19 protein-coding genes and 1 other RNA gene are annotated in these 20,464 nt (G+C 63.8%); 11 read left to right on the top strand and 9 right to left on the bottom strand.

Features of this window, described 5'->3' with window-relative positions; genetic code table 11:
* The first annotated feature begins 1 nt into the window (after window position 1).
* The 5 genes from JNC62_RS08415 to JNC62_RS08435 all read left to right on the top strand — a co-directional run bounded on the left by JNC62_RS08415 (window position 2) and on the right by JNC62_RS08435 (window position 5,219).
* On the top strand, window positions 2-1,312 hold the full coding sequence (locus JNC62_RS08415) for a tetratricopeptide repeat protein (RefSeq protein ID WP_374837755.1): 1,311 nt from the start codon (window positions 2-4) through the stop codon (window positions 1,310-1,312).
* Window positions 1,313-1,455: 143 nt separating this feature from the next.
* The gene (gene efp, locus JNC62_RS08420) at window positions 1,456-2,019 is read left to right on the top strand and encodes an elongation factor P (RefSeq protein ID WP_374837757.1); all 564 of its coding nucleotides are present in this window, start codon (window positions 1,456-1,458) and stop codon (window positions 2,017-2,019) included.
* A gap of 62 nt (window positions 2,020-2,081) precedes the next feature.
* Window positions 2,082-2,882 carry an inositol monophosphatase family protein gene (locus JNC62_RS08425; protein ID WP_374837759.1) on the top strand — a complete coding sequence of 267 codons (801 nt, stop codon included), beginning with the start codon at window positions 2,082-2,084 and terminating at the stop codon, window positions 2,880-2,882.
* A gap of 222 nt (window positions 2,883-3,104) precedes the next feature.
* Entirely contained in the window at window positions 3,105-4,184 is a 1,080-nt protein-coding gene (locus JNC62_RS08430; protein ID WP_374837761.1) for a MotA/TolQ/ExbB proton channel family protein, read from the top strand.
* Between the two features lie 3 nt (window positions 4,185-4,187).
* On the top strand, window positions 4,188-5,219 hold the full coding sequence (locus JNC62_RS08435; protein ID WP_374837763.1) for a peptidoglycan -binding protein: 1,032 nt from the start codon (window positions 4,188-4,190) through the stop codon (window positions 5,217-5,219).
* A gap of 12 nt (window positions 5,220-5,231) precedes the next feature.
* On the opposite strand, the gene JNC62_RS08440 is transcribed toward JNC62_RS08435, so the two are convergent.
* Entirely contained in the window at window positions 5,232-7,040 is a 1,809-nt protein-coding gene (locus JNC62_RS08440; protein WP_374837765.1) for an ABC transporter transmembrane domain-containing protein, read from the bottom strand.
* A gap of 193 nt (window positions 7,041-7,233) precedes the next feature.
* Here JNC62_RS08440 and rpmE point away from each other — a divergent pair, with 193 nt between their 5' ends.
* Complete coding sequence (gene rpmE, locus JNC62_RS08445; RefSeq protein ID WP_310421752.1) at window positions 7,234-7,455, top strand: 50S ribosomal protein L31; 222 nt, start codon at window positions 7,234-7,236, stop codon at window positions 7,453-7,455.
* Between the two features lie 139 nt (window positions 7,456-7,594).
* Here the strand turns inward: rpmE and rcdA are convergent, their stop codons facing one another.
* The 3 genes from rcdA to JNC62_RS08460 all read right to left on the bottom strand — a co-directional run bounded on the left by rcdA (window position 7,595) and on the right by JNC62_RS08460 (window position 9,929).
* A complete protein-coding gene (rcdA, locus tag JNC62_RS08450) occupies window positions 7,595-8,113 on the bottom strand; it encodes a protease adaptor protein RcdA (RefSeq protein WP_374837767.1) in 519 nt (172 codons plus the stop codon).
* A 365-nt stretch (window positions 8,114-8,478) separates the two neighbouring features.
* Window positions 8,479-8,667: a DUF1192 domain-containing protein gene (locus tag JNC62_RS08455; protein ID WP_374837769.1), complete on the bottom strand. Its 189-nt coding sequence runs from the start codon at window positions 8,665-8,667 to the stop codon at window positions 8,479-8,481.
* Window positions 8,664-9,929: an MFS transporter gene (locus tag JNC62_RS08460; RefSeq protein WP_374837771.1), complete on the bottom strand. Its 1,266-nt coding sequence runs from the start codon at window positions 9,927-9,929 to the stop codon at window positions 8,664-8,666. Before JNC62_RS08460 ends, JNC62_RS08455 begins: the two co-directional genes overlap by 4 nt.
* A 168-nt stretch (window positions 9,930-10,097) precedes the next feature.
* Between JNC62_RS08460 and JNC62_RS08465 the strand changes: the two genes are divergently transcribed.
* Window positions 10,098-10,253, top strand: coding sequence for a hypothetical protein (locus JNC62_RS08465; protein WP_374837773.1), 156 nt, complete (start codon window positions 10,098-10,100; stop codon window positions 10,251-10,253).
* Window positions 10,254-10,591: 338 nt separating this feature from the next.
* Here the strand turns inward: JNC62_RS08465 and JNC62_RS08470 are convergent, their stop codons facing one another.
* The 4 genes from JNC62_RS08470 to tkt all read right to left on the bottom strand — a co-directional run bounded on the left by JNC62_RS08470 (window position 10,592) and on the right by tkt (window position 16,586).
* Window positions 10,592-11,617 carry a class I fructose-bisphosphate aldolase gene (locus JNC62_RS08470; protein WP_374837775.1) on the bottom strand — a complete coding sequence of 342 codons (1,026 nt, stop codon included), beginning with the start codon at window positions 11,615-11,617 and terminating at the stop codon, window positions 10,592-10,594.
* Between the two features lie 342 nt (window positions 11,618-11,959).
* On the bottom strand, window positions 11,960-13,156 hold the full coding sequence (locus JNC62_RS08475) for a phosphoglycerate kinase (RefSeq protein WP_374837777.1): 1,197 nt from the start codon (window positions 13,154-13,156) through the stop codon (window positions 11,960-11,962).
* A 374-nt stretch (window positions 13,157-13,530) separates the two neighbouring features.
* A complete protein-coding gene (gene gap / locus JNC62_RS08480) occupies window positions 13,531-14,532 on the bottom strand; it encodes a type I glyceraldehyde-3-phosphate dehydrogenase (RefSeq protein ID WP_374837778.1) in 1,002 nt (333 codons plus the stop codon).
* Window positions 14,533-14,603: 71 nt separating this feature from the next.
* Window positions 14,604-16,586, bottom strand: a complete 1,983-nt coding sequence (gene tkt, locus JNC62_RS08485; protein WP_374837780.1) for a transketolase — start codon at window positions 16,584-16,586, stop codon at window positions 14,604-14,606.
* A gap of 331 nt (window positions 16,587-16,917) precedes the next feature.
* On the opposite strand from tkt, the gene JNC62_RS08490 reads away from it, so the two are divergent.
* The 4 genes from JNC62_RS08490 to JNC62_RS08505 all read left to right on the top strand — a co-directional run bounded on the left by JNC62_RS08490 (window position 16,918) and on the right by JNC62_RS08505 (window position 19,232).
* Window positions 16,918-17,190 carry a DUF4164 domain-containing protein gene (locus JNC62_RS08490; RefSeq protein WP_374837782.1) on the top strand — a complete coding sequence of 91 codons (273 nt, stop codon included), beginning with the start codon at window positions 16,918-16,920 and terminating at the stop codon, window positions 17,188-17,190.
* 43 nt (window positions 17,191-17,233) lie between these two features.
* Window positions 17,234-17,605, top strand: coding sequence for a cell division protein ZapA (locus JNC62_RS08495; RefSeq protein ID WP_374837784.1), 372 nt, complete (start codon window positions 17,234-17,236; stop codon window positions 17,603-17,605).
* A 228-nt stretch (window positions 17,606-17,833) separates the two neighbouring features.
* A non-coding RNA gene (ssrS, locus tag JNC62_RS08500) (6S RNA) lies at window positions 17,834-17,993 on the top strand.
* Window positions 17,994-18,266: 273 nt separating this feature from the next.
* Window positions 18,267-19,232, top strand: coding sequence for a flagellin N-terminal helical domain-containing protein (locus JNC62_RS08505; RefSeq protein WP_374837786.1), 966 nt, complete (start codon window positions 18,267-18,269; stop codon window positions 19,230-19,232).
* A 69-nt stretch (window positions 19,233-19,301) separates the two neighbouring features.
* On the opposite strand, the gene tal is transcribed toward JNC62_RS08505, so the two are convergent.
* Window positions 19,302-20,264, bottom strand: a complete 963-nt coding sequence (gene tal, locus JNC62_RS08510) for a transaldolase (protein ID WP_374837788.1) — start codon at window positions 20,262-20,264, stop codon at window positions 19,302-19,304.
* Window positions 20,265-20,464 lie beyond the last annotated feature (200 nt).

Here is a 20,464-nt window from a genome sequence, read left to right on the forward strand (position 1 = left end):
CATGAAGAGGGCTTCCGATCTTTGGTCATTGCGGTTGACGACGATCCTGTGCTGTGCGCTCGGCGCCGGCGTTCCCGTCACATATGCCGAAGAACCGCCGAAACCGACCGTGGCACAGGAGCAGCCTGCCCCCGGAACCTCAGACGGGAAGGGCGCTTCGCTGCCTGCGCCGACCGGCGAAAGCGACCAAGCTGCGCCGGCCATGCCTCCCGGCGTCACCGATGGAGGCGGCACGGCAACCGCTGAGTCTTCGAAATCCTCGGAAGCCGAGGCCGATGCGCTGGACGCACCGGCACCCGATCAGCGCACGTCGCGACTTCTCGATCCTGCCGGCGGCAATCCGGCGGGGCGCATCTCGGCCAAGGGCGCAAATGATGCCGACAAGGAAAAGCAGTTGCAAGGACCGTCGGAGGGATTGAGCGTCCTCGACCGCATGGGAGCACCGCTTCCGGAGCTGCCGGCGGAAAAAGCCTACTCCGGCAAGGTGGACGAAGCCTATGGTGCCTATCAGCGCGGCTTTTACCTGACCGCGATGGATCTTGCCCTCCCGCGCGCCCAAGGTGGCGACGCGGCCGCCCAGACGCTGGTGGCCGAACTTTTCGACCAGGGCCTCGGCGTCAAGCGCGACCGCAAGGAGGCGGCCTTCTGGTACAAGCAGGCGGCAGAAGGCGGCGACCCGGCCGGGATGTTCAAGTATGCGCTGCTTCTGATCGAAGGCCGGATCGTTCCGCGCGATCGCAAGAAGGCGGACGAACTGATGAAGAAATCGGCCGAGGCGGGCAATCCTTCGGCACAGTTCAACTACGCCCAGATGCTCGTTGCCGACAGCCCCGGCGAAAAGGGGCTTCGCGCGGCGATGCCCTACTACGAGAAGTCCGCTGAGCAGGGCATTGCGGATGCGCAATACGCCCTGGCGCAGATATACACCAATCTCGCAAATCTGCCTGCCGAGAAGACCAGGCGTGCCCGCGAATGGCTGTTGCGAGCCGCACGCGCCGGATATGACACCGCCCAGCTCGACCTCGGCATCTGGCTCGTCAACGGGGTGGCGGGCGAGAAGGACTACCAGGCGGGCTTCAACTGGTTGAAAAGGGCGGCGGACGGCGGCAACGTCGTGGCACAGAACCGGCTGGCCTATCTTTATATCAACGCGCTTGGAACGCCGCCGGATCCGATCGAGGCGGGAAAATGGTTCGTGCTGTCGCGCCGCGCCGGTCTGAAGGACGACGGGCTTGAGGATTTCTATCTCGGTCTGACCGACGAACAGCAGAAAGCGGCGATCGCCGCCGCAAACAAGTTTCGGCCGCACTGAAGGACAGAGCATTGCGGCCGGCGAATGGCTGCATTCCGTGCGCGAGGCTTGAACTTTGAAGGGATTTATGGTCTTGAGGCCGCATAGCCGGTTCCCGATCCCGTCGATTGCGCAGAACCGGCGATTTTCTCTACGGAACTCTCATGAAAATCAACGGCAGCGAAATCAAGCCGGGCAATGTCATCGAGCACAATGGTGGTCTTTGGGCAGCGGTTAAGAGCACCACCGTCAAGCCCGGCAAGGGCGGGGCGTTCAACCAGGTCGAGTTGAAGAACCTGATCGACGGCACCAAGCTCAACGAGCGGTTCCGCTCGTCGGAGACAGTCGAGCGCGTCGAGCTCGAGAAGAAGGACTTCCAGTTCCTGTTCGAGCAGGGCGAGGGCCTCGTCTTCATGGATGTCGACACCTATGACCAGCTCGAGCTGCAGAAGGAATTCGTCGGCGATCGCGCCGCCTTCCTCAAGGACGGGATGATGGTCTCGGTCCAGCTCTACAATGACAAGCCGATCGGCATCTCGCTGCCCGACCAGGTCGTTCTGGCGGTGGCCGAGGCGGATCCGGTGGTAAAGGGGCAGACGGCGGCGTCGTCCTACAAGCCGGCGATCCTGGAAAACGGCGTCCGCGTTCTTGTTCCGCCCTTCGTCGAGGCTGGCGAACGCATTCTCGTCGATACCAACGAGATCACCTATCTACGTCGCGCCGATTGACACCGACATCTTCCGGCAGAGGTCACAGATGCCCGCCGGACAATTGACAAGGACAAGCCCAGATGGCTCGCTCAGCTCTTCTCAACGTCATGGTTCAGGCCGCATTCAAGGCGGGCAAGTCGCTTGCCCGCGATTTCGGCGAGGTGCAGAACCTCCAGGTGTCGCTGAAAGGGCCGGGCGACTACGTTTCCCAGGCCGACCGCAAGGCTGAGAAGCTGATCCGCGACGAACTCCTCAAGGCCCGGCCGACCTACGGCTTCCTTGGCGAGGAGAGCGAGGAGATCAAGGGGACCGACGGCGCGCACCGCTGGATCGTGGACCCGCTCGACGGCACGACCAACTTCCTGCACGGCATTCCGGCCTTTGCATCGTCGATCGCGCTGGAGCGCAACGGCGAGATCGTCGCAGCCGTCGTGCTCAACCCGGCGACCGATGAACTCTACACCGCCGAAAAGGGCGGCGGCGCCTTCCTCAACGATCGCCGTCTCCGGGTCGCCGCGCGCAAGGAACTGTCGGACTGCGTCATCGGCTGCGGCGTGCCGCATCTCGGCCGCGGCAACCACGGCAAGTTTCTGATCGAACTGCGCCACACCATGGGCGAAGTAGCCGGTATCCGCCGGATGGGGGCTGCCGCCCTCGACCTCGCCTATGTCGCCGCCGGTCGTTTCGACGGCTTCTGGGAGCGCGACCTTTCGGCATGGGACGTCGCCGCTGGTATCCTCCTGATCCGCGAAGCCGGCGGCTTCGTCAGTGATCTGAACGGTGGCAATGCCATGCTCGAAACGGGCACGATCGTGACCGGCAATGAGCATATCCACAAGGCACTTACCGAGGTCCTGCACCGTCCGGTTCCGGCGCGATAGGCCAATATATCGGGACGGCCCGCGCTCGTTGTTCGGACCGTCCCGTCCAATTGGAATGCGGTCGCAATCGCCCTGCAGCGGCGCCCGCATTTTGCATTTGGCGCACCAGCGCAGCGCCGCTGATCCTTTGCACTGTCCAGTGTAAGGTGATGCGTAACCTCTTCAATTCGGCGCAATCTTCCTCTAGGCTCCCAGCGTAGTGAAGCAGGAGATGCGGGGACAATGACAAAGCTGGCGCTGTCGGGTTGGGAGGGGCCGGCCGAGACCGGGGAAGACTACCCCCACAAGCTGTCGAGTCCGATGCCGTTCTTCTGGACGATGGTGATCTTCCTGATCATCGTCGGCTTCGTCGCGGCGATCCTGTTTCGCCAGGCCCACGCCGCCTTCGTCAGCAATCCCGGCCTCAATGGCCTGATTCTCGGCGTGCTTTCGATCGGTATCCTGCTCGTCTTCAGTCATGTGCTTTCGCTCCGGCCGGAGGTGCGCTGGTTCAATTCGTTCCGCGCCGCCGGCAGTGCCGAGAAGGTCGGCCGCGATCCTGTCCTGCTCGCGCCGATGCGGGCGCTGATCGGCAAGCATCACTCCATTGCGATCTCCACTACGGCGCTGCGCTCGATCCTCGATTCGATCGCGACACGCCTGGACGAATCGCGCGACACTTCGCGCTATCTCATCGGCTTGCTGGTCTTCCTCGGCCTGCTGGGCACCTTCTGGGGCCTGCTCGGCACGATCGGCTCGATCAACACCGTCATCCAGTCGCTCGACGCCGGCGCAGGGACGGCGAACGACGTGCTGACAGCCCTCAAGGAAGGGTTGTCCGCGCCGCTTTCCGGCATGGGCACTGCCTTCTCCACGTCGCTGTTCGGCCTGTCCGGCTCGCTGATCCTCGGCTTTCTGGACCTCCAGGCCGGGCGCGCACAGAACCGCTTCTACATGGAACTGGAGAACTGGCTGTCGTCGGTAACGGATGTTTCCTCGGAGCTGTCTCCCGCCCTGGCTGCCAATAGTGGCGACGCGACGGACATCAAGGCGCTCGCCGAGCAGATCCTGAAGTTGTCCCAGGAAGGCGGGCATAGCCGTTCGACCGCGGCGATGGCCAGCCTGGCGGAGGGGATCCAGGGCCTTGTCAAGAACATGCGTAGCGAGCAGCAGATGCTGCGCGACTGGATCGAGGCGCAGCAGGACGAGGCCAAGGCCCTGCGCCGAACGCTCGACCGGCTGGTTGCGAAGACCAATGGGGAACGTGCCTCCGACAGGGGGCATGACAACGAGCGGCTACGCGACAAGGCCGGAGGCGAATAACCTATGGCGCTTGCCCGCAACCGCCGCTCGCAACGGGCCGTCGACTACTGGCCCGGCTTCGTCGATGCCCTTTCGACACTGCTGCTCGCCATCATGTTCCTGCTTTGCGTGTTCGTGCTCGCCCAGTTCTTCCTGAGTCGCGAGATCACCGGCAAGGACGAGGTGTTGAACCGGCTGACGAGCCAGGTCAACGAACTCACCCAGCTTCTGGCGTTGGAAAAGAGTGGCAAGCAGGACCTGGAGGACACGCTGGTCAATCTCCAGGCGTCGCTGGCGGAATCCGAAGGCGAGCGCTCGCGATTGCAGCAAATGCTGGATCAGGGCACAGGCGCCTCAGATGCGGCCAATGCGCGTGTTTCGTCGCTGAACGAAACGCTCGACGCTGAAAAACAGGTGAGCGCACGGGCGATGAGCCAGATCGAGTTGCTCAACCAGCAGATTGCCGCCCTGCGAAGCCAGATCGCGGCGGTCGAAGGCGCGTTGCAGGCCTCGGAGGCCAAAGACCAGGCCTCGCAGGCGAAGATCGCCGATCTCGGCCGCCGTCTCAACGTGGCGCTGGCCCAGCGAGTTCAGGAACTGAACCGCTACCGGTCGGATTTCTTCGGGCGCCTGCGGGAAATCCTGTCTGACCGCGAGAACATCCGTATCGTCGGCGACCGCTTCGTGTTCCAGTCCGAGGTGCTCTTCCCCTCCGGCGGCAGCGAACTGAACCCTGATGGCCAGGCGGAAATGGCCAAGCTCGCCGCCGCACTCCTCGATCTTGCCAAGGAAATCCCGCCGGAGATCAACTGGGTGCTGCGTGTCGACGGCCATACCGACAACGTTCCACTTTCAGGAACAGGCAGGTACGCCGACAACTGGGAGCTCTCCTCGGCCCGGGCGACATCGGTCGTCAAGTTCCTGATCTCTAGGGGCGTTCCCGCCGATCGCCTCGTCGCCGCCGGCTTCGGCGAATTCCAGCCCTTGGCACCCGGCGAAACCGAGCAGGCCCGCGCGACCAACCGGCGGATCGAACTGAAACTGACGGAGAAGTAAACGGTGGGGCGTTTACTGCGCCGCCGTCGACTGCTCTTCACCATGGTCGAATTGCAGGCGCGCGAGCTTGGCATAGAGCCCGCCCTGCCGCACGAGCGACTGGTGCGTGCCTTCCTCGACGATGCGGCCATGGTCCATGACGAGGATCCGGTCCGCCTTGAGCACGGTCGCGAGCCGATGGGCGATGACGATCGTCGTGCGATGGCCCATCAACCCGTCCAGCGCCTTCTGCACCAGCTTCTCGCTCTCGGCGTCGAGCGCGGAGGTCGCTTCGTCTAGCAGAAGCAGCGGGGCGTCCTTCAGGATCGCGCGCGCGATCGCGATGCGCTGCCGCTGACCGCCCGAGAGCGTGACGCCGCGCTCGCCGACCATCGTATCGAAGCCGTGGTCTAGCCGGCTGATGAATTCTTCCGCCTGGGCGGCCTTCGCGGCGGCCCGGACCCGCTCGGGCGATGCACCCGGCAGGCCGAAGGCGATGTTGTCGGCGATGGTGGATGCGAAGATCGTCACGTCCTGCGGCACGATCGCGATGCGGCTGCGGATTTCCTCCGGATCGGCCGAGCGCAGGTCGACGCCGTCGAGCATCACCCTGCCGCTGGTGGGGTCGTAGAAGCGCAGGATCAGCGACAGGATCGTGCTCTTGCCGGCGCCCGATGGCCCGACGACGGCGACGGTCTCGCCGGGCCTGATCGAGAAGCTCAAGCCATTGAGGCTGCGATAGCCGGGGCGCGAGGGATAGGCGAAATGAACGTCGGAAAAGTCGAGCGCGCCGCGCGGGGGAACGGGGAGAGCGGTCGGGCGCGCGGGTGCGGTGATCGCCGGCCGCTCGTCCAGAAGTTCGGTCAGGCGCTCCGCGGCGCCGGCTGCCTGGGACAGTTCGCCCCAAACCTCCGAGAGCGAGCCGAGACTGCCGGCGGCAAAGACCGAGTAGAGCAGGAACTGGCCGAGCGTGCCGGCGGAGATGTGGCCGGAGAGCACATCCTGGGCCCCGAACCACAGAACTGCCACGACGCTGCCGAACACCATGGCGATGGCAAAGCCGGTCAGGAGCGAGCGGGCGAGGATGGCCGAGCGGGCCGCGCCAAACGCGGTTTCCACGGCGCTGCCGAAGCGGTCGCGCGCGGACTGCTCGGCGTTGAACGCCTGCACGGTGCGCACCGCGCCGATCGCCTCGCCGGCATAGGCCGACGCAGAGGCGAGCGTATCCTGCGCCTGGCGCGAGCGGCGGCGCACCGAGCGGCCGAAGGCGACGAGCGGGAAGACGATGATCGGGATTGCAGCAAGAACCAGGCTCGAGAGCTTGGGGCTGGTGTAGATCATCATGGCGATCGCGCCGAGGCACAGGATCAGGTTGCGCAGCGCCACCGATGCGGTCGCCCCGACCGCGGACTTGACCTGCGTCGTATCGGCGGTCAGCCGCGAGACGATCTCGCCGGACTGGTTCTGGTCGAAGAAGGCCGGCGACAGGTGCGTCACGTGATCGAACACCTCGCGGCGCAGGTCCGAGACGATCCGTTCGCCGAGCGTGATGACGAAGAAGTAGCGAAAGGCGCTGGCGAGCGCCAGGAGGATCGCCAGCGCCGCCAGCATCATGAAGTAGGTGTCGATGAAGCCGGCGTCGGATTCGGAGAAGCCGTGGTCGATCATCCGGCGCACGGCCATCGGCAGCGCCAGTGTCGTGACCGCGGCAGCCACCAGGGCGACGAGGGCGCCGGCGACCAGACCGCGGTAGCGGCCCAGATAGGGAGCAAGCGCTGCGAGCGGTCGGAGGGATTTGCGTTCGGACTTGCGCTCCGCGCCGGCTTCGGGTTCTTTGCTCACGTTTACCTCATTTCCGGTACGTTGCGGCACGAATTGTCTTTCGGCTCTTGTTATCCCGCCGGCCTTCATGTATAGGCTCGCCATCGAATTGGGAAGCCGCTGGCCTGAACGGTAGCGGCTTCATTTACGTCTTTGGCCCGGCTGCCGCAACCGATTGCGACAAATGGTCTCCCGAACAGGCAGGAAGATTGTCATGAAGGCTGATATCCATCCCGACTACCACACCATCAAGGTCGTCATGACCGACGGCACCGAGTACGAAACCCGCTCGACCTGGGGCACCGAAGGAGCGGTCATGAACCTCGAAATCGACCCGAAGTCGCACCCGGCCTGGACCGGCGGTAACCAGCAGCTGATGGACCGCGCCGGCCGCGTTTCCAAGTTTAAGAAGCGCTTCGAAGGTCTCGGCCTCTAAGCCGATCGCGAGCGACGAATTCAAAGCCCGGGTTTCCCGGGCTTTTTTGTTGCCGGCATTTCGGCTGCGGTTGCCGCTGCACAGCAAAAAACCCGGCGAATGGCCGGGTTGCGGTTGCCTTCGTTGAGCGGAAGCGCGGTCAGTTGTTGCCGAAAGCCGTTTGCAGCAGGTTGATCTGGGCCTGAACGCTGTTCTGGTTGTCCGGCACGAAAGTCTGGACGTCCTGTGGGCGGTACATTTCGCGGTCGAGCAGGGCGACACGATTCTGCAGGCGCAGCGAGCGCTCAATGAGGTCGCGGAAGGCTTCCGGCAGCTCGTTCCAGCCCGGTGCCGCGCGATCGACATTGAAGCCGTCCAGACGCACCTTGCTCTTTTCCGACAGCACCTGATCGCGCGTCATCTCGCCATTGTTCACGGCGCGCTGCAGCAGCAGCCAGGAGGCCATCTGCATCAGCCGGGTCGTCAAGCGCATGGATTCGGCGGCATAGAGGACGGATGCCATGCGCGGCAGGACCTTGGCTGCCTGGCGGCCCGGGCCGTCGAGGTAGCTCGCCGTTTCCTCCACCAGCCCCATGCCTTCGGCGTACAGGTTCTTGAACTGCGACGACGTTGCGACGTGACCGGCGAAGCTGACGGTATTCAATCCTCTATCAGACATGGCCCCATTATCCTGTTGAACGCAATCACGACTAAGATGCCACGACGCCCGGGGAAGTGTTCCGCTGCGTCGTTTTCATGCGGGAAGAATGTTCTCATAGACCATTTCGCGCAAGCACGATCTTAAGAAAGGGTTAATCTCCACAATTCTTTACAGCATGGGGCGACAGCAGGGAAGGAGGCAAAAAAAGAGCCGCGAAAGCGGCTCTCAAGGTAAAACAGGGAGAAAATCAGACCCATTCCCCAAGCGGTGAAAATGTCTGAATCCGGAAAAGTCCGGATACCCGATTCCTAGCGCAGGATGCTTAATGGCCGGTTAACCGTATCGCCGGACTCGTGTTAATTGTTTCGACCAAAGCGGAATTGTTAACGAAACAGTTTTTCGGCCGCCGAGCGGCTCGCCCCTTTCCGGATCTTCTCGGCCTCGAGGCGTGCGATCTCCTCCTGCAGCAACGCGATGCGGCTTGCCAGTTCGTCCACCGAAAGCAGCGACAGATCGCTGCCGATCTCGTGTGCCACCTTTCTGATCGGCCTGTCGTCGTCAGAGATGCTCATTTTCCATCCTCCGTTGGCGGGTGCGGTCCCGTCTCGTGCCCTGCGCGCGGCGAGAGGCGCAGGCTTTCCGGTGTGGTCAGCGTGCCGGGATTTGTAAAGGCCTCGCGGGCGACCGCGGGAAGGGCTGCCCGGCGGCGGCTGCGGAAGATCGCGTAGGCGGTAATCAGCAGGTGTGCGGCGAAGGTGACGAGAAACAGCGCATAGGGGCCGGCCTTCGACATGACCGGGCCGCCGAGGGTCGGGCCGATGATCGTGCCGATGCCGTAGAGCAGCAGCAGGCCGCCGGACACCTTTACGAAATCCTCCGGGCTGGCGAAGTCGTTCGCATGGCTGACGGCGATCGGGTAGAGCGCATTCGCCGCCGCACCATAGAGCGCGATGACAATCAACAGGGGGGTGACGGAGGCGGGCTGCAGAACGAACATGAAAAGTCCCGAGGCGGCGGCGACGGCCGAGAGTGCGGCCAGCACGTAGCGGCGGTCGACCCGGTCGGAAAGGCGGCCGGCCGGCAGTTGCATGATCGCGCCGGCGAAGATCGTGACGCTCATCATCAATGCGATGAAGCTTGCCGTCAGCCCGGCCTCGGCCCCGAAGACGGCGCCGAGCGTGCCGAAGGCGCCGTTGGCGATGCCGATCAGCACGATGCCGACGCAGGCCACCGGCGAGGTGCGGAACAGCGCCGGTATGTCGAGCCGAACCTGCTTCAGGGGCTGAGGCGAGGCGGCGGTCGAAAGCGTCGTCGGCAGCATCGCCAGGCAATAGAGGATGCCCGCGACCATGAAGAGGATCGGCGTGCCGACATCGCCGAGCGGCACCATCATCTGGCCGCCGACCACGCCGAAGAGGGTGATGGCGACGTAGAGCGAAAAGATGGCGCCACGGCTTTCATTTGTCGCCCGCTCGTTCAGCCAGCTCTCGATGATCATCGAGGTGCCGGCGATGGAAAAGCCTGTGACGGCACGCAGCGCCACCCACCAGATCGGATCGACGAGGATGCCGGTCAAAAGCGCGATGATGGCGATCAGCGAGGCGAAGCCGGAAAAGGCCCGCACGTGGCCGATGCGCTTGACGACCTTCGGCGCCAGCAGGCAGCCGAGCACGAAGCCGCTGGCCCAGGAGGTGCCGAGCAGTCCGAGAAGGGTGGTCGCATAGCCCTCATGCGCGCCGCGCACCGGCAACAGCAGGCCGTGAAGGCCATTTCCGAGGAAGAGGAACAGGGTGCCGAGCAAGAGCGCGAAGACGGATAGGAGGTTTTTTCGCATCGAGTATCCCTGAAGCCTGCGACGGGTACGACTATGCAGACAAGCGCATGTTTTCCAAAGCCGAATCTTGACGAGAATCAGGTCGGCCGGTTTGCGTCGTCGCGATGCCAACCCACGGCTTGGAAAAGTGTCCGCCTTGTGACAGGAAGCGATAAAAGGGAACAGGTCATGTCGAAAGTTCTGCCGCTTCTTCTCCTTGTCGCCATGGCACTGCATCTGCTCCGCCCGCTCGGGCTGCCCGGCCTGCGGCGACGCCGCGATTTCTGGAAGATTGCCGTCGGCGCCATCGCGCTGATGATGCTGACGGTGCTGATCCGACCGTAAGCCAGGCGGATGGTCGTGATCGCGTCATCGGGTTCGGTCGGAATGACCGGCCGTCTCTGCCCTGCCGCCCCGGCGAATCAAAAAGGGCCGCGCTTGGCGGCCCTTCATGAGGTTTGGCCCTGTGTGACAGGCCCGGACCTATGGGTCCGAGGAAGGTGGGACTTAGAACGAGGGCTGCCTCGCTGCTGCCACCACAAATCCCAGTGCCGTCACGAGGTCCGAAATCTCATTAGACATTGGATCACCTTCCTTTCTGTTCGTTGACGTTGCTTAAAATGTAGGTCGATGGCCGGCAAACGCAAGGCCGCTTGCGCATTTTGCCGGCCGTTCGCTGCAGTTCAGGCTGCGCTTTCCATCTCCTTCTTCCATTCGCCCTTGGCGGCGAGGCTGCACATTCTCGCCCGGTGGACGAAGGCGCGCTGGCCGGCGGCGACATTGTCCGGCTTGCCGCCCCAGGCGGCAAGCGCCTCGGCCTGCAAGGCGCGGCCATAGGAAAACGTCAGTTTCCAGGGATGATGACCCAGGGCGTTGATGGCGGAGAGATGGGCGGTCGCTTCTTCGGTGGACTGCCCACCGGAAAGGAAGGCAATGCCGGGCACCGCGGTCGGCACGGTGCGTTTCAGCACGCGCAGGGTGCGCTCGGCAACCTCCTCGATCGACGCCCCGCGCGCCTTCTTGCCGTCGATGACCATGGAGGGCTTGAGGATCATACCCTCGAGGCGGACACGCTGGTCGGCCAGTTCCTCGAAGGTGATGCGCAGGGTCTCCTCGGTTACGTCCTGGGATCGCAGGATGGAATGGTCGCCCGGCTCGCCGTCCATCAAGACTTCCGGCTCGACGATCGGCACGATGCCGGCCTCCTGGCAGAGCGCGGCGTAGCGGGAGAGGGCATGGGCGTTGGCCTTGATCGCGCTGTAGCTCGGCAGCGTATCGGAGACGGCGATGACGCCGCGCCACTTGGCGAAGCGTGCGCCGGCCTCGCGATACTTCGCCAGCCGGTCGGCAAGGCCATCGAGCCCCTCGGTGATCTTTTCGCCGGGGAAGTTCGCCATCGGCTTGGCGCCGGTGTCGACCTTGATGCCGGGGATTGCGCCGGCGGCACGAATGATCTCGGTCAGCGGCCGGCCGTCGGAGGCCTTTTGGAACAGGGTCTCCTCATAGAGGATCACGCCGGAGATAAAGGAGCGCATCGCTTCTTCGGCGGAAAACAGCATCTGGCGATAGTCGCGCCGGGAAGTCTCGGTCGATTCGACGCCGATATTGTCGAGGCGTTTCTTGATGGTGGCGGTGGACTCATCGGCGGCAAGCAGCCCCTTGCCGGTCGCGACCATGGCGGCAGCAATGTCTTCCAGTCGTTCGCTCATGCCTTCCTCCCTTGCCCTGAGGCGCTGATCTTTGTCCTCTCCCGGTCTGCCTGCGCGGCGGCCGTTTCCGGCCGCACCTTGCGTCATCTTCGACCAGCACGGATGGGGCGTCAACGAAAATGGCCCCCTCCATTGGGTGGAGAGGGCCGGCGATTGGTAAGGGGGATGCGAGCCTGAGGTTGGTCGAGCGGCTGCAGCCTCTCCTCCGTCATGCCGGACCTGATCCGGCATCCAGTGCGCTCAAGTCCTTGAGCGCAGAAGGAGCCTTTCGCGCCGCAAACACGGGGCGGCTGGATGCCGGATCAAGTCCGGGGTGACGGCGTGAACCAACCTGCGGCCTGCTTAGCGCGACTGCAGCACGTCGACGCCCGGCAGCGGCTTGCCTTCCATCCATTCGAGGAAGGCGCCGCCGGCGGTGGAGACGTAGGTGAAGTCGTCGGCGACGTCGGCATGGTTGAGGGCTGCGACCGTATCGCCGCCACCGGCGACCGAGATCAGCGCGCCCTCCTTCGTGCGGGCGGCCGCGTGCTTGGCTGCTGCAACGGTGGCCGTGTCGAAGGGGGCGATCTCGAAGGCGCCGAGCGGGCCGTTCCAGACCAGAGTGGACGCGCGTGAGATCCAGGCGTTGACCACCTCGACCGACTTCGGACCGACGTCGAGCACCATGGCGTCGGCGGGGATCGCATCGATGGCGACGACCTCGTTGTCCGCACCCGCCTTGAACTCGCGGGCGACGACGCCGTCCTCGGGCAGGATGATGGCGCAGCCGGCGGTCGCAGCCTCGATCATGATCTGCTTGGCGGTGTCGGCGAGGTCATGCTCGCAGAGCGACTTGCCGACATTCGTGCCGCGGGCGGCGAGGAAGGTGTTGGCCATGCCGCCGCCGATGACGAGCGCGTCGACCTTCTTTACGAGGTTCATCAACAGGTCGATCTTGGTGGAGACCTTGGCGCCGCCGACGATGGCGACGACCGGACGCTTCGGCTTGCCGAGGCCCTTTTCCAGCGCCTCTAGCTCGGCCTGCATGGTACGGCCGGCATAGGCGGGAAGCAGGTGGGCGAGGCCTTCGGTCGAGGCGCGCGCGCGGTGGGCGGCGGAGAAGGCGTCGTTGACATAGATATCGCCGTTGGCGGCGAGCGCCATGGCGAACTCGGCGTCGTTCTTCTCTTCGCCCTTGTGGAAGCGGGTGTTTTCCAGAAGCAGGATGCCGCCGTTGTTGAGCGCGTCGATGGCGGCTGTCGCCTTGTCACCGATGCAGTCTTCGGCGAAAGCGACCGGCTGGCCGAGCACGTCCTTCACCGCTGACACGATCTGCGCAAGCGACTGGTCGGCGACCACTTCACCCTTCGGGCGGCCGAAATGGGCGAGCAGGACGACCTTGGCGCCCTTCTTCGACAGCTCGACGATCGTGGGGGCGACCCGCTCGATGCGCGTCGCGTCGGTGACCTTGCCGTCCTTGACGGGAACGTTGAGGTCGACGCGGACGAGAACGCGCTTTCCGGTGATATCGGTGAGGTCGTCTAGGGTCTTGAAGGTCATGGCACCGCTCCTCGAATTCTGGGCCTGCAGCGCGGCGCTCCCCCGACGGGCGCGCAAGATCGCTGCAATATATGTTTCGGAAGTGTCCCACCTTCAATCCGGACGGCGGGATATTCGGAAAGGCTGATGGCAAAGAAACTTTGCCACCGGGCTCTTGGAGCAACGGCGGCCTCATCTTCTCCGTCATGCCGGACTTGATCCGGCATCCAGCGCGCTCAAGTCTTTGAGCGCAAGAGAAAGTTCTGCGCCGCAGACGCGGCGCAACTGGACCCCGGATCAAGTCCGGGGTGACGGAAGGTAGATGGCGCCCCATCACCAAGCGCCGTGTCAGAGAGGCACCCGGGCATCGCTACCCGGGTGCCGTCTGACTTGCCTTAGATCAGCTTGCCGAGCGCGACGGCGGTGTCGGACATGCGGTTCGAGAAGCCCCACTCGTTGTCGTACCAGGAGAGGACACGGACGAGGTTGCCCTCGAGCACCTTCGTCTGGTCGGCGGCGAAGCTCGACGAATGGCTGTCGTGGTTGAAGTCGATCGAGACCAGCGGGCCGGTGACGTAGTCGAGAATGCCCTTCAGTTCGCCTTCGGCGGCGGCCTTGATGGCGCCGTTGACTTCCTCGGCGGTGACGTTGCGCTTCGGCACGAACTTCAGGTCGACGACCGAGACGTTCGGGGTCGGCACGCGGATCGACGAGCCGTCGAGCTTGCCCTTCAGCTGCGGCAGCACCAGGCCGACGGCCTTGGCGGCGCCCGTCGAGGTCGGGATCATCGACAGCGCCGCGGCGCGGGCGCGGTAGAGGTCCTTGTGCATGGTGTCGAGCGTCGGCTGGTCGCCCGTATAGGCGTGGACCGTCGTCATGTAGCCCTTCTCGATGCCGAAGGCCTTGTCGAGAACATAGGCGACCGGCGCCAGGCAGTTCGTCGTGCACGAGGCGTTCGAGATGACGAGATCGTCCTTGGTCAGCGTGTTGTGGTTGACGCCGTAGACGATGGTCTTGTCGGCGTTGTCGCACGGGGCCGAAACGATGACGCGCTTGGACCCGTTGGCGAGGTGGGCCGACGCCTTTTCCTTCGTCGTGAACAGGCCGGTGCACTCCAGAGCGATATCGACGTCGCCCCAGGGCAGTTCCTTCGGGTCGCGGATGGCGGTGACGCGGATCGGACCGCGGCCGACATTGATCGTGTCGCCATCGACGGTGACGGTGTGCGGGAACCGGCCGTGGACCGAATCGTAGCGCAGCAGATGAGCGTTGGTCTCGACCGGGCCGAGGTCGTTCACCGCGACGACTTCGATGTCAGTGCGGCCGGATTCGATGATCGCGCGGAGCACGTTGCGGCCGATGCGGCCAAAGCCGTTGATGGCAACTTTTACGGTCATTTCAGGACTCTCCCTGTCAAACGTTGATATGCAAAAAGGCCGGCGCGCAGGTGAGGCGCGCCGGCCGAAGATCAGGCCAGCTTGGCTTCCGCGGCGGCAACCACCGCTTCAGGCGTGATGCCGAAATGCTGGTAGAGTTCCTTGTAGGGGCCGGAGGCGCCGAAGGTGCTCATGCCGATGAACGTTCCGTCGGCGCCGATGATGTGGTCCCAGCCCTGGCGGATGCCAGCCTCGACGGCGATCTTGACCGGCGAATTGCCGATGATCGCCTTCTGGTACTCTTCCGGCTGCTCGTAGAACAGCTCGAAGCAGGGCACCGAGACGACGCGGGTGGCAACACCCTTGGCCGTCAGCGCCTCGCAGGCCTTCACCGCGATCTCGACCTCGGAACCGGTGGCGAAGATCGTCACCTTGGCGTCGGCGGCCGAGATCAGGTCGTAGGCGCCGCGGGCGCAGAGGTTCTGCTCCTCGAACTCGGTGCGAACCGCCATCAGGTTCTGGCGGGTCAGCGCCAGGCCGGAGGGACGATGCTTGTTTTCCAGCGCCAGCTGCCAGCACTCGGCCGTCTCGGTGGCGTCGGCCGGGCGGAACATCAACAGGTTCGGAATGGCGCGCAGGGCCGCCATGTGCTCGACCGGCTGGTGCGTCGGGCCGTCCTCGCCGAGACCGATCGAATCGTGGGTCAGCACGTGAATGACGCGGATGCCCATCAGCGCGGCCAGGCGGATCGACGGACGGCAGTAGTCGGAAAAGATCAGGAAGCCGCCGGAATAGGGGATCAGGCCGCCATGCAAGGCCATGCCGTTCACCGCCGCCGCCATGCCGTGCTCGCGCACGCCCCAGTGGATATAGCGGCCGGAGAAGTCGTCCGGCGTGATCGAAGCGGTCTGGCTGGTCTTGGTGTTGTTGGAGCCGGTCAGGTCGGCCGAGCCGCCGATCGTTTCCTTCAGCACGCCGTTGATGACCTCGAGCGCATCCTCAGAGGCCTTGCGGGTCGCGGGCGACGGCTTCGTTTCGGCAAGCTTCTTCTTGTACTCGACGATGGCCGAACCGAGGCCGCTTTCCAATTCGCCGGCAAAGCGGCGGACGAACTGCACACGCTTCTCGGCGTCCGCCTTTTCCAGGCGCTCCTGCCATTCCTTGTGGGCCTTGGTGGAGCGCAGGCCGGCGAGGCGCCAGGCGTCCAGCACGTCGGAGGGAACGACGAAGGATTCGGATTCCCAGCCGAGGGCCTTGCGGGTGGCGGCGATCTCGTCGGCGCCGAGCGGCGAGCCGTGAACCTTGTGGGTGCCGGCCTTGTTCGGCGCGCCGAAGCCGATCGTCGTCTTGCAGGCGATCATCGTAGGCTTGTCGGATTTCTGGGCCTGCTCGATGGCGGCGGCGATCGCGTCCGGGTCATGGCCGTCGACGGCGATCGTGTTCCAGCCGGAGGCGCGGAAGCGGGCGTGCTGGTCGGTGGAGTCGGCGATCGAGATCGGGCCGTCGATCGAGATGTTGTTGTCGTCCCAGAAGACGATCAGCTTGTTGAGCTTCAGGTGGCCGGCGAGCGAGATCGCCTCCTGGCTGATGCCCTCCATCAGGCAGCCGTCACCGGCGAGCACGTAGGTATAGTGATCCATCAGATCGGCGCCGAACTCGTCGCGCAGCTTGCGCTCGGCGATCGCCATGCCGACTGCGTTGGCAATGCCCTGGCCGAGCGGACCGGTGGTCGTCTCGATGCCGGCGGCGTGGCCGTATTCCGGGTGGCCGGCGGTCCGGGCGCCGAGCTGGCGGAAGTTCCTGATCTCGTCGATCGTGATGTCCTCATAGCCGGTGAGGTAGAGGAGCGAATAGAGCAGCATCGAACCGTGGCCGGCCGACAGCACGAAACGGTCGCGGTTCGGCCAGGACGGCGCCTTCGGGTCGAAGGTCATGAAGCGGGTGAAAAGCACCGTTGCGATGTCCGCAGCACCCATCGGCAGGCCGGGATGGCCGGAATTTGCCTTCTCCACGGCATCCATGGAAAGGAAGCGAATAGCATTCGCCATCCGGTCGTGTTTTTCGCGAGAGATCATGACTATTCCAAATCAATCGGGGTGTCGGGGCCGATGCCTGCTGGGTCACCGGGCAGAGCGCGGCTGACACATAGCAGGTGCGTTGCGGGAGTCAACGAATTGAGCCGCTTTCGCCGCCTTTTGCGGCAATTTGCCGGCGGAAAGGGCAAAGCCGGAAAGGCCGCTTTTGGGCGTTCCGTTGCATCGCAAAAAACCTCATCCACAGCCGAACACATCCGCGCCTCGCCGCGTAGTTGACGGTGATGCTCGCTGTTGAATAGTGTCAAGACCTTGAAGCAGGCGACAGCTACCTCGATTCGACAGCTACACTTGATGTGCCGGTGAAGGCGTTATGGCGGCAGGAGAAACAGTCCGGACGGCAATCGAACAGTTGCGCAAGGCTTTGGAAGGCCTCGACAACGCACTGGAGATGCGCTTCGACCGTGAGCGGAATTACAGCGAAATCGAGAGCGAGGTTCGGCGCGTCAACACGGATCGCTCCCGCCTGGCCCAGGAACTCGACGAGTCGGAATTTCGGGCGAACCGCCTCGAGGAGGTCAATCGCGAGGTCTCCCGCCGGCTGGTGACCGCGATGGAGACGATCAGGGCGGTGCTCGACCGCTGATGGGACGCAGACGGCGATCCTCTAGCAAGCACGGGAACATCCGATGGCGCAGGTAACGGTGTTGATCGACGGCAAGGCCTACCGCATGGCCTGCGAGGAAGGGCAGGAGCAGCATCTGACCGATCTTGCCTCCGGCTTCGATCGCTACGTCGGCCATCTGAAGGGGCAGTTCGGCGAGATAGGTGACCTGCGCCTCACCGTGATGGCCGGCATCATGGTGATGGATGAACTGAGCGAACTCACGCGTCGGCTGCAAGCTTTGGAAGCGGAAGTCGCCGGATTGCGGCACGAGCGGGAAAATGCGCTGGCCGACGTCTCGCGTGAAGAGGAAGCGATCGCCCAGGCGCTCGGCGAACTGACGACCCAGATACAGGGGATGACGGCAAAGCTGACGAGCCGGCCCGCCGCGAATTGAGACGTTTGTCCCGGTCTGCACATCCATAAGGACCTTTCCGCGGTCTCCGAGGCCGGGCCATTCGGGTGTTCGCTTTCTCCCGATCACGCCGCCGCCCTCGACTTCTTTTCAGGGTATAGGCTTTGCCACCGGGGGTGGGACGCGCAAGCCTCTGTGGCTGCCCGGCATTCTTCATGGCGTCGCTTGAATCGCACTGGCGGACGGGCCGGATTCATCCTATATGTAAAAGGCGGTCTGCGCTTCCCGACAGGTAACCACAATCCCCGGGGCCATACACGATCTCAAGGGAGCTGTCCCTGACCGGACCCGTGGGTCCGGATATACGGCGCCCACCTACTTTGTAGGCACCCGGGATCGTAAAAAAACCATCGGTCGTCGTGGATCGCGCTCTTGTCCTCGCTTAGTGCATTCGACGCTAATCCGCACCTTTTGATGCCGCTTGGATACCGTTTGGTTGCGACGGTGCGCGCCGCCTGCGAGAGGCCGAAGACGGGCCCTCCGCAAAATTGCATTTCATTACTTATACAACTCACTGATTCAAAATAATTTATTTTGATCTCCAGAGGACGCATACACTTCTCGTTAACCAAAGCGACGCATTCATTGCAATCAGTATGACATGCTCATGACGAGCGCTTCCCAATAAGTATCGAGCATTTCAATGACCAGCATTCTTACGAATGTCGGGGCGATGGTTGCGATCCAGACGTTGCGCGCACTCGACAGCAGCATGCAGAAGACCCAGGGCCAGGTAAGCAGCGGTCTGCGCGTGGCGAGCGCATCAGACAATGCCGCCTATTGGTCTATCTCGACGACGATGCGTTCGGACAACATGGCGCTTTCGGCGGTGAAGGATGCCCTGGGCTTGGGGGCTGCGAAGGTGGACGTGGCCTATGCGGGGATGGAGGCGGCAGTCGACGTCATGAACACCGTGAAAGCGAAGCTTGTCGCTGCGCGGGAAGCGGGGGTCGACAAGACCAAGATCGACGAGGAACTGACGCAACTGAAGGATCAATTGCGTTCGATTGCGGCGTCGGCATCCTTCTCCGGTGAAAACTGGCTTTGGATGCAATCAGCAGAACAGGACGGTCCGAAGCAGGTTCCCGGAGCTTTCGTTCGAGACGCGTCCGGTAACGTCTCCGTCAATATGATTACCTACGATATGACTTCCGATTGGGACACGACGCGGGTCTTCTACCTGATCGACGACCTGAGCGGCGACAGTGGTATCATCACAAACTCCGCCTTCGCGGATGAGCTTGGTCTGGCTTCGGACTGGGTTCTTTTCAATGGTGAGAACCATCAGGTGCACCCCGAAATCTCACTTTCGTCCGCGACGACCGATCTCGAGGTTGACGAGATGATCCTCGTTGTGGAGGCAATGATCGCGAAGATGGTGGACGTGGCATCGACCCTCGGCGCCCTTCAGTCCCGCATCGACATGCAGACCGAATTCGCCGCCAAGCTCTCCGACGCGATCGACAGCGGCATCGGTCGGCTGGTCGATGCCGACATGAACGAGGCGTCCACCCGGTTGAAGGCGGTCCAGACGCAGCAGCAACTGGCAATCCAGTCCCTGTCCGTTGCCAACGCCGCACCGGAAACGATGCTGCAACTGTTCCGATAGACACGCTCCCTTAAACGCAAAACGGCCGCCCCTGAGGCGGCCGTCGCGGTTTGCCGTAAGGCAGATCGATCAGGCCGCCGCCTTCAGCTCCCTGTCGACCATGGCGCGCAGCGCGCCGAGGTCCTTGGCGAAGGCGCGGATGCCTTCGGCGAGCTTTTCGGTCGCCATGGCGTCCTCGTTCAGCATCCAGCGGAAGGCCTTCTCGTCGATCTTGATCGGGGCGACGTGGCTGACGGTTTCGGGCGAAAGCCGGCGCTCGAGCTTGCCTTCGGCCTTGTCGAGTTCGTCGAGAAGCTGCGGGCTGATCGTCAGCCGGTCGCAGCCGGCCAGCGCCTCGATCTCGCCGGTGTTGCGGAACGAGGCGCCCATGACGATCGTCTTGATGCCGTTGGACTTGTAGTAGTCGTAGATCGCGCGCACCGACAGCACGCCCGGATCGTCCTCGGCGGTGTAGGTCTTGCCGGTCGCCTTGACGTGCCAGTCGAGGATGCGGCCGACGAAGGGCGAGATCAGGAAGGCGCCGGCATCGGCGCAGGCGATCGCCTGGGCCTTGCTGAACAGCAGCGTCAGGTTGCAGTCGATGCCTTCCTTCTGCAGCACTTCGGCGGCGCGGATGCCCTCCCAGGTGGAGGCGAGCTTGATCAGGATGCGCTCGCGGGAAATGCCGCGCTCGTCATAGGCCTTGATGATGGCGCGCGCCTTTTCGATCGAGGCCTGCGTGTCGAACGAGAGGTCGGCGTCGACCTCGGTGGAGACGCGCCCGGGGACGAGTTTGGCCAGCGCCGTGCCGACCGAAATCGCCAGCCGGTCTGCGACGGCGGCGACCACGCCCTCGCGGCTGCCGCCCTGCGACTGGCCCCAGCGCAGCGCCTCGGCGATGGCGTCGGCAAACATCGGTGTGCCCAGCGCCTTCAGCACGATGGTCGGGTTGGTGGTGCAGTCGACGGGCTTCAGGCGGGCGACGGCTTCGATGTCGCCGGTGTCTGCGACCACGGTCGTCATCGCACGCAGTTGTTCTAGCTTGGAGGTCATGTTCGAGGTCCCGTTTCGTGATGTCCTGTGAAGCGCCGACCGTCGGCTCGAAACGATCGCCGTTGCCTTCAGCGCACCGCCGGCGCATATGCCGGAGATGCCGCTTCCCGGGTCGCGCATGCGAATGCATGCGGCGTCGGTGACGCTGCGGCACGGGCGACTATCGTCGTCGCGTCGCATCGATGTCAAGCACTTTTGCT

It is taken from the genome of Mycoplana ramosa (assembly GCF_041930185.1).
GTDB classification, from domain to species: Bacteria; Pseudomonadota; Alphaproteobacteria; order Rhizobiales; family Rhizobiaceae; genus Mycoplana; species Mycoplana ramosa.

What these genes read in the sequence shown, in the direction of transcription:
- JNC62_RS08415 (WP_374837755.1), top strand. Translation starts at nt 2, where the DNA reads ATGAAGAGGGCTTCCGATCTTTGGTCATTGCGGTTGACGACGATCCTG.
- efp (WP_374837757.1), top strand. Translation starts at nt 1,456, where the DNA reads ATGAAAATCAACGGCAGCGAAATCAAGCCGGGCAATGTCATCGAGCAC.
- JNC62_RS08425 (WP_374837759.1), top strand. Translation starts at nt 2,082, where the DNA reads ATGGCTCGCTCAGCTCTTCTCAACGTCATGGTTCAGGCCGCATTCAAG.
- JNC62_RS08430 (WP_374837761.1), top strand. Translation starts at nt 3,105, where the DNA reads ATGACAAAGCTGGCGCTGTCGGGTTGGGAGGGGCCGGCCGAGACCGGG.
- JNC62_RS08435 (WP_374837763.1), top strand. Translation starts at nt 4,188, where the DNA reads ATGGCGCTTGCCCGCAACCGCCGCTCGCAACGGGCCGTCGACTACTGG.
- rpmE (WP_310421752.1), top strand. Translation starts at nt 7,234, where the DNA reads ATGAAGGCTGATATCCATCCCGACTACCACACCATCAAGGTCGTCATG.
- rcdA (WP_374837767.1), bottom strand. Translation starts at nt 8,113, where the DNA reads ATGTCTGATAGAGGATTGAATACCGTCAGCTTCGCCGGTCACGTCGCA.
- JNC62_RS08455 (WP_374837769.1), bottom strand. Translation starts at nt 8,667, where the DNA reads ATGAGCATCTCTGACGACGACAGGCCGATCAGAAAGGTGGCACACGAG.
- JNC62_RS08460 (WP_374837771.1), bottom strand. Translation starts at nt 9,929, where the DNA reads ATGCGAAAAAACCTCCTATCCGTCTTCGCGCTCTTGCTCGGCACCCTG.
- JNC62_RS08465 (WP_374837773.1), top strand. Translation starts at nt 10,098, where the DNA reads ATGTCGAAAGTTCTGCCGCTTCTTCTCCTTGTCGCCATGGCACTGCAT.
- JNC62_RS08470 (WP_374837775.1), bottom strand. Translation starts at nt 11,617, where the DNA reads ATGAGCGAACGACTGGAAGACATTGCTGCCGCCATGGTCGCGACCGGC.
- JNC62_RS08475 (WP_374837777.1), bottom strand. Translation starts at nt 13,156, where the DNA reads ATGACCTTCAAGACCCTAGACGACCTCACCGATATCACCGGAAAGCGC.
- gap (WP_374837778.1), bottom strand. Translation starts at nt 14,532, where the DNA reads ATGACCGTAAAAGTTGCCATCAACGGCTTTGGCCGCATCGGCCGCAAC.
- tkt (WP_374837780.1), bottom strand. Translation starts at nt 16,586, where the DNA reads ATGATCTCTCGCGAAAAACACGACCGGATGGCGAATGCTATTCGCTTC.
- JNC62_RS08490 (WP_374837782.1), top strand. Translation starts at nt 16,918, where the DNA reads ATGGCGGCAGGAGAAACAGTCCGGACGGCAATCGAACAGTTGCGCAAG.
- JNC62_RS08495 (WP_374837784.1), top strand. Translation starts at nt 17,234, where the DNA reads ATGGCGCAGGTAACGGTGTTGATCGACGGCAAGGCCTACCGCATGGCC.
- JNC62_RS08505 (WP_374837786.1), top strand. Translation starts at nt 18,267, where the DNA reads ATGACCAGCATTCTTACGAATGTCGGGGCGATGGTTGCGATCCAGACG.
- tal (WP_374837788.1), bottom strand. Translation starts at nt 20,264, where the DNA reads ATGACCTCCAAGCTAGAACAACTGCGTGCGATGACGACCGTGGTCGCA.